This window comes from Stenotrophomonas maltophilia (genome assembly GCF_023518235.1).
Lineage (GTDB): Bacteria > Pseudomonadota > Gammaproteobacteria > Xanthomonadales > Xanthomonadaceae > Stenotrophomonas.
Map to the genome: position 1 here is coordinate 3,142,699 of NZ_CP090423.1, position 16,584 is coordinate 3,159,282.

Annotated in this window: 13 protein-coding genes; 9 read left to right on the forward strand and 4 right to left on the reverse strand. The window is 64.1% G+C overall.

From position 1 onward, the window contains the following. Positions 1-146: 146 nt before the first annotated feature. Both LZ605_RS14795 and LZ605_RS14800 read right to left on the reverse strand, forming a co-directional pair. Complete coding sequence (locus LZ605_RS14795) at positions 147-1,052, reverse strand: ImmA/IrrE family metallo-endopeptidase (RefSeq protein WP_249842277.1); 906 nt, start codon at positions 1,050-1,052, stop codon at positions 147-149. Between the two features lie 12 nt (positions 1,053-1,064). Continuing rightward, complete coding sequence (locus LZ605_RS14800) at positions 1,065-1,388, reverse strand: helix-turn-helix domain-containing protein (RefSeq protein WP_249842278.1); 324 nt, start codon at positions 1,386-1,388, stop codon at positions 1,065-1,067. A 146-nt stretch (positions 1,389-1,534) separates the two neighbouring features. On the opposite strand from LZ605_RS14800, the gene LZ605_RS14805 reads away from it, so the two are divergent. From LZ605_RS14805 to LZ605_RS14830, 7 genes are all read left to right on the forward strand, one after another. After that, on the forward strand, positions 1,535-2,635 hold the full coding sequence (locus tag LZ605_RS14805; RefSeq protein ID WP_249842279.1) for a multiubiquitin domain-containing protein: 1,101 nt from the start codon (positions 1,535-1,537) through the stop codon (positions 2,633-2,635). After that, on the forward strand, positions 2,632-4,032 hold the full coding sequence (locus tag LZ605_RS14810) for a ThiF family adenylyltransferase (RefSeq protein WP_249842280.1): 1,401 nt from the start codon (positions 2,632-2,634) through the stop codon (positions 4,030-4,032). The genes LZ605_RS14805 and LZ605_RS14810 overlap by 4 nt, the downstream gene beginning before the upstream one ends. A gap of 125 nt (positions 4,033-4,157) precedes the next feature. Further along, the gene (locus LZ605_RS23205) at positions 4,158-4,373 is read left to right on the forward strand and encodes a DUF6527 family protein (RefSeq protein WP_429001140.1); all 216 of its coding nucleotides are present in this window, start codon (positions 4,158-4,160) and stop codon (positions 4,371-4,373) included. 679 nt (positions 4,374-5,052) lie between these two features. Continuing rightward, positions 5,053-6,042: a DUF2268 domain-containing putative Zn-dependent protease gene (locus LZ605_RS14815; protein ID WP_249842281.1), complete on the forward strand. Its 990-nt coding sequence runs from the start codon at positions 5,053-5,055 to the stop codon at positions 6,040-6,042. Between the two features lie 218 nt (positions 6,043-6,260). Beyond that, a complete protein-coding gene (locus tag LZ605_RS14820) occupies positions 6,261-6,533 on the forward strand; it encodes a hypothetical protein (protein WP_249842282.1) in 273 nt (90 codons plus the stop codon). 157 nt (positions 6,534-6,690) lie between these two features. Then, positions 6,691-7,383, forward strand: coding sequence for a hypothetical protein (locus LZ605_RS14825; RefSeq protein ID WP_249844923.1), 693 nt, complete (start codon positions 6,691-6,693; stop codon positions 7,381-7,383). 771 nt (positions 7,384-8,154) lie between these two features. Then, positions 8,155-8,529: a hypothetical protein gene (locus LZ605_RS14830; RefSeq protein WP_249842283.1), complete on the forward strand. Its 375-nt coding sequence runs from the start codon at positions 8,155-8,157 to the stop codon at positions 8,527-8,529. 60 nt (positions 8,530-8,589) lie between these two features. Here the strand turns inward: LZ605_RS14830 and LZ605_RS14835 are convergent, their stop codons facing one another. Then, positions 8,590-9,264 carry an Ivy family c-type lysozyme inhibitor gene (locus LZ605_RS14835; RefSeq protein ID WP_249842284.1) on the reverse strand — a complete coding sequence of 225 codons (675 nt, stop codon included), beginning with the start codon at positions 9,262-9,264 and terminating at the stop codon, positions 8,590-8,592. Between the two features lie 124 nt (positions 9,265-9,388). Continuing rightward, the gene (locus LZ605_RS14840) at positions 9,389-15,244 is read right to left on the reverse strand and encodes a putative Ig domain-containing protein (RefSeq protein ID WP_249842285.1); all 5,856 of its coding nucleotides are present in this window, start codon (positions 15,242-15,244) and stop codon (positions 9,389-9,391) included. Positions 15,245-15,534: 290 nt separating this feature from the next. Here LZ605_RS14840 and LZ605_RS14845 point away from each other — a divergent pair, with 290 nt between their 5' ends. Both LZ605_RS14845 and LZ605_RS14850 read left to right on the forward strand, forming a co-directional pair. Further along, the gene (locus LZ605_RS14845) at positions 15,535-16,038 is read left to right on the forward strand and encodes a phage tail protein (RefSeq protein ID WP_249842286.1); all 504 of its coding nucleotides are present in this window, start codon (positions 15,535-15,537) and stop codon (positions 16,036-16,038) included. Between the two features lie 14 nt (positions 16,039-16,052). After that, complete coding sequence (locus tag LZ605_RS14850; RefSeq protein ID WP_249842287.1) at positions 16,053-16,583, forward strand: phage tail protein; 531 nt, start codon at positions 16,053-16,055, stop codon at positions 16,581-16,583. The last annotated feature ends 1 nt before the right edge of the window (position 16,584 follow it).

Consider the following 16,584-nt stretch of genomic DNA (forward strand, 5'->3'; position numbering starts at 1 on the left):
ATGGAATGGGGGGATTCGGTCGACGCCATACAGGCTAGGTGGATAGTTAGCCTGTGAAAGTGTTGCTGACTCCGTAAAGGTACCCAGTCCCGAAGAAGATGCCTTGGCGCGGGTGGCTGAATCCGGTCTGAGTTGGAACTTCAGCTCTACCCCTTACGCCGCCAATTGGGGCTCGAGATAGGTGCAAGGAGATCTTCATCGACGCCTTCGTCTTCCCGTTCCCATCTTGGGATGGCTTCAGGAAGTTCCAAGATGGCCAGCGTATAGCCGTAGTTGCCTCCAGACACATAGACGTGTTCCCTGAGCGACATGTCATGTGGCTCCTGCGGAAACCAGATGCGTGCTGGGAGTTCAGTACTGACACCATTGTCTTCGACCGAGCACTCATACAGCGACGAGGCGCTAGGCACCTCTACCAGATTTCGCTTTGGTGCAAGGTATGCGCCAGACATCGCGGCCGCACGGTTTGAGCGAGCCCATAGGACAAACCCATCGCGCACCGCCAAGACAACTGCACGTTTGGGAGCAATCTCGGACCACTTAAGAGCTGCGGCCATGGGCGAAACGCCATACCGCGCCGCGCAGTGCAGGATCAGTTCAATCCCGACAGGCTGCCCCAACGTCTGCCGCCTGAAATCATCAAGCGGCATCAGTAAGTAGGATGCAAAGACATCCGCCTCAGACTCGATAACTCGCTGCACCGAATCCCAATCGTACATATCCTCATCAGTGCACTGGAAGTCAGTTCGGAGTGTTCGATGCAGCAGGTAGTGCCCGAACTCATGGGCGAGCGTGAAGCGGATTCGTCCTGCCGACTGGATCTGATCGTTGTAGCCAATCTTCCACTTGCTCTGGCTTGGATGTTTTACAAGCATCCCCTCAAAGCCAGGAGCTACCAGCGCTTTCACGCTGGAAATTGGTTCGCCCGGGAATCGCTGACGAGAGTACTCAAGCGCAAGTTCTTTCACATCCACTGGAAAGCGTTCCGCCCCCAGAACCTGGTTCAACAGTGAAGAAACGCTGTTTGCTTCTGCGATAGGGCTCTTGGCCATCGGCTATCCCTGTCAGTCTTCGTCGTCCCACATATCCATGAACTTCTGCACTTTCTCTTTGTGACGCGGGTCAAGATTTTGGTATCGCCTGAAGAATGCCTGATCCAAAACTGATTGACCAGCATCCACAGTCGAACCCTCCAGCAAGAACTCCATTGTGAGATCAAGCGCCGCGGCCAGCTTTGTTAGCTTCTCGGCGGACGGGTTCGGCTTGTCCCTGTTCTCCAATTCCCATAGGTACCCCTTGCTTGAGCCGGTGCGCTTGGCCAACTCTTCCAAGCTTAGATTCAAAGCGATTCTGCGGTTTCTGATCTTCTCACCGAGCATGGAAGGCATATCGGGTCCTAAGGCGCAAAGCCGCCTATTGTATTGTTATAACGAACGAAATCGTAGGGGTTGACAGAACAATGGGCAAGGAGCAACCTGTGCCCGTCGCGTTCGGTGTGCCGAACGATGACGACCCTTCCTACAGGACTTCCGCCATGACCGACGACATCTCGCAACAGTCACACCAGCCTCCGGATAAGGCCACTGTGGTCGTAAATGACCGCTCGTATGTTGTAGCTGATGCTACGCCTACGGGGCGTCAGATTCTCGCGACCGCCGGCCTCCGTCCGGAGACCGCTTATGCCCTGATCGCCTGGCCTGCTACCGGGCCTACCCGTGAGATTGGCCTGGATGAGGTGCTCCACCTCCGCCATTCTGAGGAGCCTGCTACGTTCTTCGCCGCCGAGTCCGACGGCGTGTCTTACTTCATGCTCGATGACGAGCGTTTCGCGTGGGCCGGCCCGCTGACTCTGAAGATCACCAAGCGGATCGGTCGGATTGGTCCCGAAAGGGAGGTCTGGATCGAGCGGCAGAACGTCCCTGACCAGCCCTTCCATCAGGAAGTAACTGTCGATCTTGCTGCTCCCGGGCTCGAGCGCTTCTACACTAAAGTGGCTCGCCGTACCTGGTACCTCGACATTCAGGGAGAGCGCACCGAGTGGGACAAGCAGCTAGTGCCTGTGCGGGAGGCCATGGAAGCGGCGGGTGCAGATCTGACCAAGGAGTACACCATCCTGTTCAAGTTTGTTGGCGGCAAGCGCGAAACTGTGGAACTGACCGACACGCTTGACTTGGGCCGCGAAGGGATCGAAAGGCTGTGGTACCGGCCGCGCAAGGTGAACAATGGCGAGGCTGCCAGCATGCGGCGAGCATTTAGCTTGCTCGATCAGGATGTGGAGTTCCTGGATGGCACTGCTTGGGGCTGGCAGACCTTCGACGAAGGCCGCCGCTGGCTTGTAGTGGACTCATATCCACTTCCTGCTGGATACACCACGAACGCGTGCAGGATTGCAGTGGAGGTGCCCGCTCAATATCCGACCGCTGAGATCGACATGTTCTACTGTCACCCGCCTCTGGCCCTCGCCAGTGGCGTACCGCTCGCTGCGTGTGAACACATCGAAACCATTGATGGACTGCAGTGGCAGCGCTGGTCGCGCCACCGCGATCCGACCGCGCCTTGGGTGCCGGGCAAAGACAACGTGCGGACTCACTTTGGTTTGGTGGAAGAGTCGCTCGGCCGTGAGGTGGGGGCGTGATCCGGGCAAACACCCTGGTCCTTGCAGGCGCGGATTTTCAGCACCTGCAAGGACATCTGTTCCCTGGAGACGGGCTGGAGGCTGCAGCTATTCTTGTCTGTAGTCGCGTGACGAACGAAGGCGTAAAGCTCCTGGTAAAAGAGGTGGTCACCGTACCCCACGCCGAATGCGAAAGGAGCAGCAGGCGTCTTACCTGGCCAGGGGACTACATCGATAAAGCCATCGGCATCGCGGATCAGGAGGATCTCTCCCTGGTTTTCATTCACTCCCACCCCAACGGATACGAAGATTTCTCTGATCTGGACGACGAGTCCGACCGTGAGATCATCCCCCCAGTCTTCGCGTCACGTCGCAGATCGCATCCTGGAACGATAGTTCACGGCAGCGCAATCATGCTGCCATCAGGCGCCATTCGGGCAAGGCTGTATGGCGGCAACGGGAGGTCTGAACCCGAAACGGTCAACCTCGTTGCCATTTACGGATCGGACGTCTACTTCTTCTGGGATGACCAGCCGTTGACGGCCAATAGACCCCTGGCCTTCTCCTCCCAAATGACGGCCGAGCTTGGGAGACTGAGCGCAGCTGTTATTGGTGTATCGGGCACGGGTAGCATCGTGGCTGAGCAGCTCTTGCGCATGGGGATGGGTCAGCTGATTCTGGTCGACTCGGACCATGTCGAGCCGAAGAACCTCAACAGAATCCTTAACACGACTCCAGATCATGCGCGGAACGGAGATTTGAAGGTAGAGGCCTTCAGGTCAGCTGCATCGTTGATCAGTCCCGATACAGACATCATTGCAGTGCCTCGAGATATAGGGTGTCGGATCGCTGTGGAGGCGGTAGCGCAGGCAGACTTGGTCTTCAGTTGCGTTGATAGTGAAGAAGGGCGCCACGTAGCCGACCGAATTGCACGAGCAATGCTTCAGCCTTTGTTCGATGTTGGAGTCACTATTCCGGTAAGGAAGCCAGGGGGAAAGACCAAGATTGCTAGCATTGCGGGACGCGTTGATTACGTCTATCCGGGCAGCCCAACATTGTTAGATCGAGAGGTATACAGCGCAGCCGGGCTTCGCGCTGAAGATCTACGAAAGCGCGACACTGCTGCTTATGAGCAGCAAGTTCAAGAAGGTTACATGCCTGGAGCAAACGAGGAGGCGCCCTCGGTAATCTGCGTCAACATGCGTGGAGCAAGCGCGGTGGTCCTAGAGGCAGTGGCGAGGCTTTACCACTATCGCGCGGACGCTAACGAGGGCTTCAACCGATCCGAGTTTGATCTTGTCGTCAGCGAAGACACGGAAGAATCCTTTCGGGACCTCACTACCAGCGAGATGCTGCCACTGGCATACGGGCTACGCAAGCCGCTCTTGGGGATGCCAGCTCTTGAGGATGAGGCATGAGAATTTTAGATTCAATACTCAATGCCTTCAGGCGCGCAACCTCCTATATCAGGGGCGATCTGAAGGTGATCTCAATGCAAGGCGATCAACTGCCAGAGCGTTTCAGGAACCGGCATGCAGTCCTTATGTTAGATCACGGGGAGCAATGGTCGCTAGGTCTGAACTGTCCCTGCGGCTGCGGCGAGGTTATTGAACTACTACTTGTCGAGGAGGTCGATCAAAATTGGAGCCTGCACATTGACCAAATTGGCAGGCCAACTTTGAAGCCATCAATCTGGAAGTCTACCGGTTGCCGATCTCATTTCTGGGTAACAAATGGTCAGATTAAGTGGTGCGCATGATCTGGTCGATGCCGTCGGAGGCGAGCGAGACTGGAACGGGGGCAGCGGCATGCAGTAGCAAAGTACTCAGGGGACGGTATTACGAGCGAGATACGTACCTGTCGCGCGGAATGACGCCTATGCCCGAAAGACGACAACACTTAGCGCTCAGCAGGGCGTGGATTGGAGATGGGCAGCCATATCAGCCTATTCTTGTTCATCGAAATTATCATCTAGGCGACCGGTTGAGACCATCCATGCCATGCGAAGGGCATTCGCATCGACCAATGCGTGATGGCGACTCAAGAGTAGGTCTGGGTGTTTAGAGAACCAACTCTCTAAATGGGAAGTGGTGAAGCGATCCCTTTCCATCAAAGTACATGGGACGCTTTGTAGCTCTTCCAGCCGGCACCCTGCTCCAGGGCGGCACCACGATATGACCTGGCGGAACAGTCGAAGGTCATTCGGATAGTCAGCGATGATGTGAGGGGATCGCTGGCCCCTCAGGAAGGCTAGAAGTGCCTCCGCAAGGCTGTGGTCTGGCAGGGTGTGACAGCCCCTCTGCAGTAGAGGATAGACCGTTGTTTTCACGAACGTTGTTGGTGCCAACGGCAGCGGGTCGCGCTCCGCATAGAAGGTACTCGCTCCATCTTCGCTCACTAGCGCGATGCTCGCCAGTTCGAGCCCTTTGGGGAACCTGATGAAGCTGTCATCCGTTGCATCACACGTTGCGCCGCGCCGCCTCTACGGATTGCTGCAGGTATTGCTGCCCTGGATCCTGTTTGCTTCAGCGCTGCCCGCGCAGGCCGCCGCTCGCGCGCCTGCCGCCGAACACGTGGTCATCCAGACCGGGGATGTCGCGCGCTTCTTCCAGGTGCTTGATGCCAACCAGGGACGGCCGAGCGCGCAGGATCTGCAGCGCCATTACCTGGATCCGGGCAGCAAGGCATTGCACGGTTTCACCGCAAGCCGCATCGGTTCGATGGAACGGCTCGCGCGCGCGATCCAGGACAAGCCGGCGCTGTTCGAGAAGGCACGCCGCTGCGCGACTGCCCTGCCCGCCGTCCGCACCCGCGTCGCCGCCGCGCTCGGCCGGCTGGGCACGCTGCTGCCGGAGGCACGCTTCCCCCCGGTGACGGTGCTGGTGGGCCGGGGCAACAGCGGCGGTGTCACCACGCCCGAGGGTGTGGTGATCGGGCTGGAAGCGCTGTGCAACGCAGACTGGATGCAGGCCGATGTGAGCGACCGCTTCGTGCACCTGATCGCCCATGAGTATGTGCACATCCAGCAGCCCGGCGCGAGCGCGGACGTTGCGCAACCGACCCTGCTCTATCAGACGCTGCTGGAAGGAGGCGCCGAGTACGTGGCCGAACTGATCTCCGGGCAACCGGCCAACGCGCATCTGCGCCGCTGGACCCAGGGCCGCGAGTGCGCGCTGGAACGCCAGTTCGCCCAGGACAGCGCCGGCACCGACCTGTCGCAATGGCTCTACAACGGACCCGGCGATGAAACGCGTCGTGGCGATCTTGGCTACTGGATCGGTTACCGCATTGCGGCTGACTACGTTGCACACGCGTCCGACCAACGCAGCGCGATTGCCACGCTGCTGAACGTGCGTCCGGACAGTGCGCCGGCGCTGCTGGCTGCAAGTGAATGGCGCCCGGCGTGTGGGCCGGTGGGAAACAGGTAGAAATGACGCCGCCTTCAGGCTGATGAATTGGACGATTCGAGCAACCGCGAGGCCATCGCCTGTGTGCGCATCAGCTCGCCTGATCTCACTCGTTAAGCTTTGCTGACGAACATATTTCACAACGCTTCCACGTCTTCCAATTTCAGCTGAAAGCGCTTGTCAGCGTGGGGAACAAACGCCGCTATATTCCAGCTTCCCCAGACGAAGGAGGGAGTGCAATGAACCTGAACCCGCAACACATGAAGACGGCCCGCGCACTTGCTGTAGCGCTCATCGCAACCGTCAGCCTTGGCGCTTGTGCGTCCTACAAGAACGAGTTTGCCACCATCAACTCGCGCCTCGACCAGCTCGATGTAAAGGTGCAGGGTGCCGCACAGAGCGCTGAATCGGCCAACCAGTCCGCACAGCAGGCCAACCAGCGTCTGGATCAGATTGAAGGTCGCGTGCAGCAGCTTGAACGGGCACCGTCCGGCCGCAAGCCGCGCGGGTAACCGCTCCCTCACTGTTTGAATTGATCCACATCTGTACCGGGAACCAGTGGCCTTCGCCGGCCACTGGCCTCCTTCCACCGAAGATTGCATTGCAAGGAGCCGTCCCATTCGTACTTCCTCCTCCCCTGCACGCCGCGCCCTGCACGCCGCACTGGCCCTGGCGCTGGCCGTCGCGTGCAGTGGCGTAGCCCACGCAAAGGACGCGAAGGACGACGCACCCGTACAACCGGTTTCGGCTGCCGATGAACTGCCGCCGGACCAGCACGTTTCCGAGACGGTGATTGAACTGGCTGGCTGGGTTGTCGCCAGCAAGGACAACCAGGGCTATCCGTTCGCCGTGATGGACAAGGCCGCAGCACAGGTACTGGTGTTCGGCGGTGACGGCAAACTACGCGGCGCCGCCCCGGCGTTGTTTGGTTCGGCCATCGGCGATCATTCCGCACCGGGCGTGGCCAAGCTCGCACTGAGCGCGATTCCCGGCCGCGACCGCACCACTCCTGCTGGCCGCTTCATCGGCGGCTACGGCCCCTCCGACGATGCCGGACGCGTGCTGTGGGTGGACTACGATTCGGCCGTCTCGCTGCATCCGCTGCCGCCGGGCACGCCGAAAGAGAAGCGCGCCGAACGACTGGCCTCGCCCTCGCCCGACGACAACCGCGTCACCCACGGCTGCATCAATGTTTCCGCCGCGTTCTACGAGCAGATCGTGGCGTCCACGTTCCAGAAGGGCGGCGTGTTCTACATCCTGCCGGACAAGGATTCGATCGCCAAGACCTTCCCGGAGTTCGCGCAGAGCCGGGGAGAGGGACAGGGTGAAGATGGCAAGGACGAGCGCAGCGCAGGCAAGTAGCGTGACGCAGGATGCACGCGTAGAACTCGAGCTCACCTTCCTCACACCGGAACAGGGCGGGCGCTCTCAACCGGCCTCGGCCAACGGCTATCGGCCGCACCTGCGCGTGCCACCCGATGACACGCTGCTTGGCGTTGCGTTCGTGGGCGCCGACACTGTTTTCCCGGTTGGGCGTCCACTGACTGCCGTGGCCACACTGGTTTACGCGCCTGCCGTTTCATATGCGGCGCTGCAGCCGGGGGCCCCAGTTGAGATATGCGAGGGTGCACGCGTGGTCGGTCATGGGCGCGTCGTCCGGCCTCTGACCTGACCCTTCGAGCGTGTGAGGTCATGTCGTCATTGGCCTCTGGGCGCGGTGGCAGACTCGCGTCAATCACCAACCCTGTCGCATATTCCCCGAACGGCGGAGGCCATTGCGCCGCCTCGGCCTGCGGCCACTTAACCGCATGCGAGAATGCCGAAAGCGTCTTCGGTCAGGCGCTGTTTGCAACTGTTCTCATTGGCGTTGCGCGGCGACAGCGGTACAGATGGCGGGCCACCGGAAAGGGTGGCCGGGCCTCGAAAACCCGTTAGATCACGTCCGTTGTTTGCGCTCGCCCGCCGGCGTCACCTTGTGTGGCGCCGGCGGGCAATCCGTCTGCCGGCCATGGTGGGCGGAGCGTGGAGGCCTTGTGCCTGCCGGTCTTATGCGTGATCTCCCGGTTTTCGAGCCACGTCTCCGCCCGCCACCTTTGTGTGGCGGCTACCGTCTGTCCTGCACGGAGCCTTGCCATGAGCACACCGGAATTCCCCCGTACGCACGCGCACCACGCGCCCGCCAACGCAGACGCGCCAGCGGAACCCCCACGCAAACGCGACCCGCTCGGCTTCCTCGCCACCCTCGACCGCATCGGCAAGGGGGCCGCCGCCGATGGCCAGCCCTGGCCTGAGCGGCACCCGATGCCCGGCCGCCGCATGGCGCTGGGTGACGCAGACTGCGCCGTGGCAGGCCAGCGCGTCACCCTGGAACTGCTGCTGGCCGCCGAACGCGTTCGTCAGAACGGCGCAGACAGCGAATACGTGGGCGACCGCGTGCTGGAAGGATTGGCGATGGCATCGCTGGCGTTGAACGCGCAGATCGGCACGCGGATGCGTCCGGAGGAGTGATACGGGCACGATTGCCTGCGGTCCCGCCGGGCATGGCCCGGCGCTACCGCGAGCCCCGCATTACTCGCAGGCATCGCCTTCGTTCTTCAGCAACGCTTCGTCCAGCGGCCGTTCGCGTTCAATCAGCGCGCGCTGTTCGGCATTGGGCTCACCCAGCCACCACACCTTGCAGCGCGCGGTGAGGCGCCCGACCATCTTCGTCTGCGTGGGCGAGTACAGCATCGCCAACGCCGTGCCAGGGCAGTCGTGGGCCTGGCAGGCGGTGTAGAACCACCAGGGTTCGCCCTGCAGCACCGTCAGCTCGCCTGGCCCACTGGGCCCGCTCAACAGGCGTTCGCGCAGCGGCGGGATGTCCTTGTCGGCGGATTCGGCGTCCTGCGTGCCCTTCATCAACGCATCGAACGCGGCCAGCACCTTCGGGTCCTTGCGGCCGCAGTCGTCCACCGTGTTGCCGCCGACCAGGGTGAAGAAATGGGTCGCCAGCGGATTGTCCTTGCAGGTCAGCTCGCCGCCGGCGCCGGGATCTTCCGGCTCGCCTTCGTTGTCCCACACCGACGGGTCCACGCCCTGTTCGATGGACGCTTCGTTCCCGGCCACGGTGGCGGTGGCCGCCGGCGTTTCAACGGGTGCGGCGGCGGCCGCCACAGGCGTCGTTTCGACAGCTGTTTCTGGTGCCTGCCCGCAGGCTGCCAGCAGTGCGATCGTCGATGACAGCGCAATCGTTCGAATTTTCATTCCCTGTCCTGTTCCTTCCATTCGATGCCCGACGCAGACGCACGTTGCGCAGCCGCCGGAGACACGATTGTACGGATACAGGCCACGTGCGGCGGCGACCACCCGGTCGCCGCCGCTGCATCGATCACGGCGGCAGGGTCTTCTGCACGCTGATCTGGATGCCCTGGTTGTCGCGGCTGCTGCTGTCGAGCTGGTTCTGGTACTCGGCGCGCAGCGTCCAGCCCTTCAGCGTCTGCAGGCCGATGCCAGCGCCCAGCAGCGTGTGGTTGCGCGACTGGCGATCGAGCGTGGCGCGGTACACCGGCCCGGACATCAGGTCCACATAACGCATGAAGGCCTGGCTGGAGCCCTGCATGTCGTGGCCGAACTCGGCGCGCAGCTGCGGCGTCCACATGCCGTAGTCGCGCTTCACCAGCCACTGCGCCAGCACGCCGGCGGTGGCGGTGCTGGTGTTGACCGTCTGCCGCTGGTAGTCGAGCGCGTACACCTCGTCACCATGCTCGCGATAGCCATCCAGCGTGGCGCGTGCCAGATCCAGGCGGCCATACGGGGTCAGCAGCAGGGCATCGCTGCGATGCTGGTAGCCGGTGGAGAACGAAGCAAACCACTGCGTACCATCGCGGCTGCCGTAGGCGGTATTGCCGTTGTCGGTGATGAAGCGGCGCGCGTCGAACTTCAGCCACTGGTAGCCGAGCAGGCCATCGACGTAGAACCCACCTTCGGGATGGAAGCTGCCGTAGGTGGCCACGCTGTAGCCATCCACGGTGCTGCGGCTGCCGTTGCGGCCGATATCCGAGGCATCGTGGCCATAGCCCAGGCCGGCGCCCAGGCTCAGCGACGGGCCGATCTGGCGGTCGGCACCCAGGCTGACGCCGGAGGTGGTGAAGTCGATGCCGTTGCTGCCGGCACCGGGCTTGAGCGTGCCGAAGTTGACCGCACCGCCGGTCCAGAACGCGAAGCCATCGACCGTGCCGGCAGCAGGCGCGACACCGCCCTGCAACGCCGGTTCGTCGATCATCGACAGCGCTTCGCCGCTGGCGCCGATGCCCTTGCGCAGCAGATCGTCCTGCGGCGTGCGGCGCTGGCTGCTGGCCGAACTGAAGGTGATGCCGTTGCTGAAGCCGGCCGCAGCACCGCCCGCGCGCAGGCTTTCCAGGCGACGCTGGAAGTTGTTGATCTGGCCGATGGCCATGCGCCGCGCACCTTCGGCCTGGGCTTCCAGCACGCCCAGCACTTCGGCATCGCGCGAGGGATCGCTGCGTGGCTTGACCATCACATCGACCGTGCCCGGCGCCGAGGTGGCGAACGCGTTGCTGAGCGTATAGGTGATGCGCACCGCACCACCGAAGGTCGCCGCCGAGGTGAACGCCAGCGTATAGCCGGCACCGCTGGCGGCGATGGTGGCGCTGCCGGCATCGGCCGGCGACACCGAGACCACGGCTGCGGCGGTGAACGGGCCACCACGCGCGCCGGAGGTGAGATCCACAGTGACCTCGCGCCCGGCAATGGCGGTGGCGGTGAGCGCGGGGGCCACCGGCCGTGGGTTGACCGTCACGCTGATCCGCGCCGGCGCCGAGGCGCCGAACGGATTGCTGAGCGTGTACTCGAAGTCCACCACGCCGGAGGCATCGGAATCGGCGCTGTAGACGATGCTGGCGCCCTGCACCACCGCCGTGCCGGACGACGGCGCGCGGCTGATGGTGATCGCAGTGAACGGGCCATTGATCGCCCCGGCCTCGGCCTGCACGGTCACCGACTGCCCGGCCAGCACGGTGGCACTCTGCGCGGCCGCCACCGGCACCGCCAACGGCGTCACGCTGACGCTGACCGTGGCCGCCGCCGAGGTGCCACCCGGGCCGGTGGCGGTGTAGGTGAAGCTGTCGTTGCCGAAGAAGTTGCTGGCCGGCGTGTACACCACGTTGAGCCCATTGACCGTCGCCGTACCGTGCGACGGCGCCTGCGCGATGGCAATGCTGGTGATCGGGCCGGTGTCGTTGGCGGTGACGTCGATGCTGGCCGCTGCATTGGCCGGCGTAGTGGCCGTATCGTTCACCACCACCGGTACCGGCTGGTTGATGCCCACGGTGAACGGCTGGCTGCCGCTGAAGCCGAAGCTGTCGGTGGCGGTGAGGGTGAAGCTGTAGCTGCCGGCAGCGGTAGGCGTGCCGCTGATCGCGCCGGCGCTGCTGAGCGCGATGCCCGGCGGCAATGCGCCGGCGCTGAGGCTGTAGGTGAAGCTGCCGCTGCCACCGCCCGCGCTGACGGTTTGGCTGTAGGCCACCGCCACTTGCCCGCCCGGCAGGGTGGTCTGCACGAACACGATGGCCGGCGCGTTCACGGTGACGGTGTAGGCCTGGCTGCCGTTGAAGCCGAAGCCATCGGTGGCGCGCACGGTGAAGCTGTAGCTGCCGGTGGTGGTCGGCGTACCGCTGATCAGACCGGCACTGCTCAGGGCAATGCCCGGCGGCAATGTGCCGGCGGTCAGGCTGTAGGTGTAGCCGCCATTGCCGCCGCTGGCGCTCAGCGGCTGGCTGTAGGCGATGCTGCCGGTCGCCGCTGGCAACGTCGCCGGCGTGAGGGTGATCGTCGGCGCAGCCACGTTGAAGGTGTAGGCCTGGCTGCCGGTGAAGCCGACGCTGTCGGTGGCGGTGACGGTGAAGTTGAAGCTACCGATGCTGGTGGGCGTGCCACTGAGGGCGCCGGCACTGCTCAACGCGATGCCCGGCGGCAGTGCGCCCGCCGACAGGCTGTAGGTGTAGCTGCCGACACCGCCGCTGGCGGCAAGTGCCTGGCTGTAGGCCACACCGCCGAACCCGCCCGGCAGCGTGGCCGGCGCCAGCGTGATGGTCGGTGCGTTGACCACCAGGGAATAGGCCCGGCTGCCGGTGAAGCCGTTGCCGTCGGTGGCCTGCACGGTGATGTTGAAGGTGCCGGCCACGGTCGGCGTGCCCGACAGCGCGCCCGCGCTGCTCAGTGTCATACCGGCCGGCAGCGCGCCGCTGACCAGGCTGAAGCTATAGGTGCCGTTGCCGCCGCTGGCCGTGATCGTCTGCGAGTAGGCCACGCCACCGGTCGCCGCCGGCAGCGTGGTCGGATCGACCACAACGGTCGGTGCCGACACCGCCAGTGTGTAGTTGTTGACGATGAAGAACGGTGCGCCGGTGCCGGTGGTGCTGTCGGTCGCTCTCACACTGAAGCTGAAGGTGCCGGCCTGCGTGGGCGTGCCGCTGAGCACGCCGGTCGACGACGAGAACGACAAGCCGTTGGGCAGGGTGCCGGTGAGCTGGTAGCTGTAGCCCGGGTTGCCACCACTGGCAACGAAGGTCGCGCTGTAGGCCGTACCGGCGGCGGTGCCTGCCAACGAACTCGGCGACAGCGACAGCACCGGCGCGCTGACCGTGCCTCCATAGCTGCGGTTGCCGGTGAAGCCACCGCCATCGGTGGCAGTCACGGTGAAGCTGAACGGACCGGCCTGGGTCGGTGTGCCGCTCAGTTCACCCGTTGCAGCGTCGAGGCTGAGACCGACCGGCACCTGCCCCGCCGTGATGGCATAGGTGAAGGTAGTCGGCTGGCCGGAGCTGGCGGTGATGATCTGGTTGTAGGCAACGCCCGCCGCCGGCTGCGGCAGACCCGCCGGCGACACCGTGATGGTGGGCGCGGTGATGGACAGGACGTAGTTCTGCGTTCGCCTGAAGGGCGCGCCGGTACCAGTGGTGCTGTCGGTGACGCGCACCGAGAAGGTGAAAAGACCGGACTCCGTCGGCGAGCCGGACAGCGTACCGGTGGGCGACAGGGTCACGCCGTTGGGCAATGCTCCGGCACTGATGTCGAACGTATACGGCGCGGTGCCATTGCCCGCGCTGAAAGGCACGTTCAACGGAGCACCCGCCGTGCCGGAGAGGCTGCCCGCCGGCGGCGTCAACGTCAGCGACGGCGCAGTCACGTTGAGGGTGTAGGGCTGGCTGCCGGTGTAGGGGCCGCTGCCGCCACTGCTGTCGGTGGCGGTGATCGTCAGCGGGAAGCTGCCCGCAGCCGTCGGCGTACCGCTGATCACGCCGGCAGTGGACAGGGTCACACCCGGCGGCAACGCACCTGCGGTAACCGCATAGGTGTAGGTGCCGCTACCGCCGGCAGCGGTCAGGTTCTGGTTGTAGGCGACGCCGGCACTCACCGTTGGCAGCGTGGGCGGGGTGATCGTGATCGTCGGTGCATTCACCGTCAGCAGCAGCGGGCCACTGGTGGCGCTGACCGGTCCGCTGCCACCACTGCTGTCGGTCACGCTGACCGTGAAGTTGAAGCTGCCACCTGCGCTCGGCGTGCCGGACAGGGTGCCGTTGCTGGCCAGGGTGATGCCCGCCGGCAGACTGCCCGATGCAATCGTGTAGGTGTACGGCGCGACGCCGCCGCTGACGCTGGCCAGCGACTGGCTGTAGGCCACGCCGACCGTCGCCGCCGGCGGGTTGGCCGGTGCATAGGTGAGCGTTGCGGCGGCAATGGTCAGCGTCAGCGGGCCACTGGTGGCGCTGAACGGCCCGGTGCCGGTGCTGCTGTCGGTGGCGCGCACGGTGAAGTTGAAGGTGCCGTTGGCGCTGGCCGTGCCGGACAGCGTGCCATTGCTGGCCAGGGTGATGCCCGGCGGCAGGCTGCCGCTGGTGATCACATAGGTGTACGGCGCGGTGCCGCCGCTGGCGCCGGCCAGCGACTGGCTGTAGGCCACCCCGACCGTGCCGGCTGCCGGGCTGGACGGTGCGTAGCTGATGGTGGCCGGCGACACGGTGATGGTGACGGTGGCCGGCGCCGAGGTGCCGCCGGCATTGGTGGCGGTGTAGGTGAAGCTGTCCGGACCGGAATAGCTGGCAGTGGGTGTGTAGGTGATGGTGGTGCCGCTGGCGGTGGCCGTGCCGTGCGTGGCCTGGGTGCCGACCGCGACCGAGGTGGCGGTGCCGCCGGTGATGTTCAGCGTGATCGGGTTGTTGCTGCTGCCATGGGCCACGGTGGCGCTGGCCGCGCCGGCCACCGGCGGAATGACGTTCTGCACGTTGATCGACAGGTTGGCCGCCGCGAAGAACGGCGTCGGCGTGCTGCTGTCGGTGATGCGCACGGTGAAGTTCTTCAGGCCCAATGCCGTCGGCGTGCCGCTGATGGTGCCGTTGCTGGCCAGTACCAGCCCGGCGGGCAGGGTGGTGCCACCATCCAGGAGGTAGGTATAGGGCGCCGTGCCGCCGGCACCGGTCAAGGTGAACGAGTACGGCGTACCGATCACTGCAGGGCCAGGTGCGTTGGTCACGCTGATGGTCGGTGCGGCGATGGTGACCGAGTAGCTGGCCGTGCCGGTGAGCGGCGTGCCCGCCGTGCTGTCGGTGGCGGTGACCGAAAACGCGAAGGTGCCCTGCGTGGTGGGCGTGCCGGACAGCACGCCACCGCTGCTCAACGTCAATCCAGCCGGCAGTGCACCGGATGTGACGGCATAGCTGTAAGGCAGGGTGCCGCCACTGGAACTGAGCGTGACACCGGCATAGGGCGTGCCCACCGTTCCACCGGGCACGGTGGCCGGCGAAATCGTGATCGGCGATGCGGCGGCCTGGATGTACACGGTGACCAGCACATTGTGCGAGCCGGTACCGTCGTCGAAGGCAAAGGTGTCGGTGGTCGATCCGTTGCCGCTGTGGGCATAGGAGATCTTCGAGGCGGCATGGCTGGTGACGGTGGCCGTACCGTTGCCGGCCGGCGTGGTCACGTTGCCGATGCCGAAGCCTGCAACGCCCTGGCAGCTGGAGGCATCAATGACGATCGTACTGCCGGCAGCCATCGGTGAACCGGCGCTGGCATTGGGCGGCGTGAAGGTTGCGCACGCCGCGCGTGCGATATCGGGCAGGGCGAGGGTAGCGCCCAGCAGCAGGATGGCTCCCAGGTGGCCCCAGAAACGACGGCCGAGCCCATGGCGCATCGCGTCGCGATGCATCGACTCTGCGTGCCACATGTTGTGCCCCCTGCTTGCCCGCCGTCCCGACGGGCGCTGCGCCGTGTGGCGCGAGTGAGAAAACCGCCGTGGCCCCCGGACGGGCGCCGCGGTTCCTGACCTCCCCACCCTGCAGACTCCCTGGCCCTGCCTGGCGGTCCTGCCCCCCTTGAATCCCTGCATCCCTTGGGCTGGCAGCGCGATATTCTTGCTCATGGATACCGGCACTTGTCAACACCCAGAATAATGCGCCAGAGTTATGTCGCCGGCCGGGGGCTGAGTGCCGGCGCCTATCCCAGGGGGAATATCGTATGTCGGAACCCTTTCTCGGGCAGATAATGCCCGTGGCGTTCAACTTCGCGCCCAGGTCTTTCGCTTTCTGCAATGGCCAGGTGCTGCCCATCGCGCAGAACCAGGCGCTCTTTTCGCTGCTGGGTGTTTCCTACGGCGGCAACGGCACAACCAACTTCCAGCTGCCCGATCTGCGCAGCCGTACGCCCCGCGGATCCATCAGCGGCACCAACACCGGTGAACGCCAGGGCGTGGAGAACGTAACCCTGCTGGCCACGCAGATTCCCCAGCACACGCACGTTTTCGGCGGCACCACCGCCGACGGTACAACACGCATTCCGCAGGGCAATGTGCTGCTCGGAAAAACCGGGACGCAGAATGTCTACGGCGCATCCGGCGGCGCCCAGATACCTCTGAACGTGCTCGATAACAGCGGCCAGACGCAGCCCCATGCAAACCTGCAGCCATACCTGGTCATCAATTTCTGCATCGCACTCAGCGGAATCTACCCCTCGCGCAACTGACCGGAGTTTCTGCCATGTCTCAACCCTTTGTTGGCGAAGTCCGTCTGTTTCCCTATAACTTCGCGCCGGTGGGGTGGTTCGACTGTGATGGCCGGCTGCTGCCCATCTCAGAGTACGAAGTGTTGTTCACCCTGATCGGCACCACCTACGGCGGCGATGGTGTTTCCACCTTCGGCCTGCCCAATCTGTGTGGACGCGTGCCGGTGCACCAGGGCACTGGCGGTGGTCTGGGCACCTACATAGTGGGCCAGGCGGCCGGCAGCGAATCGGTCACCCTGACCACCGCCCAGCTGCCCGCACACACTCATGCGTTCAACGCGGTGAATTCGGCGGCCAGTTCGCCATCACCCGGACCGGCGTTGCAGCTCGGTGCGGTCAGCGGCGACACACTCTATACCGACAGCATCACCGGCCTGGGCAGTGGCAACCTGGCGCCCGCCTCGGTGAGCGCGGTCGGTGGCAGCCAGCCACACGACAACACCATGCCCTCGCTGGTCGCCCGCTACTGCATTGCATGGGCCGGCGTCTTCCCGTCGCAAGGCTGAC

Excerpts from the sequence above, each read along its gene's own strand:
- LZ605_RS23205 (WP_429001140.1), top strand. The coding sequence starts at position 4,158 with ATGTTAGATCACGGGGAGCAATGGTCGCTAGGTCTGAACTGTCCCTGC.
- LZ605_RS14800 (WP_249842278.1), bottom strand. The coding sequence starts at position 1,388 with ATGCCTTCCATGCTCGGTGAGAAGATCAGAAACCGCAGAATCGCTTTG.
- LZ605_RS14835 (WP_249842284.1), bottom strand. The coding sequence starts at position 9,264 with ATGAAAATTCGAACGATTGCGCTGTCATCGACGATCGCACTGCTGGCA.
- LZ605_RS14845 (WP_249842286.1), top strand. The coding sequence starts at position 15,535 with ATGTCGGAACCCTTTCTCGGGCAGATAATGCCCGTGGCGTTCAACTTC.
- LZ605_RS14805 (WP_249842279.1), top strand. The coding sequence starts at position 1,535 with ATGACCGACGACATCTCGCAACAGTCACACCAGCCTCCGGATAAGGCC.
- LZ605_RS14795 (WP_249842277.1), bottom strand. The coding sequence starts at position 1,052 with ATGGCCAAGAGCCCTATCGCAGAAGCAAACAGCGTTTCTTCACTGTTG.
- LZ605_RS14830 (WP_249842283.1), top strand. The coding sequence starts at position 8,155 with ATGAGCACACCGGAATTCCCCCGTACGCACGCGCACCACGCGCCCGCC.
- LZ605_RS14840 (WP_249842285.1), bottom strand. The coding sequence starts at position 15,244 with ATGTGGCACGCAGAGTCGATGCATCGCGACGCGATGCGCCATGGGCTC.
- LZ605_RS14850 (WP_249842287.1), top strand. The coding sequence starts at position 16,053 with ATGTCTCAACCCTTTGTTGGCGAAGTCCGTCTGTTTCCCTATAACTTC.
- LZ605_RS14815 (WP_249842281.1), top strand. The coding sequence starts at position 5,053 with ATGAAGCTGTCATCCGTTGCATCACACGTTGCGCCGCGCCGCCTCTAC.
- LZ605_RS14820 (WP_249842282.1), top strand. The coding sequence starts at position 6,261 with ATGAACCTGAACCCGCAACACATGAAGACGGCCCGCGCACTTGCTGTA.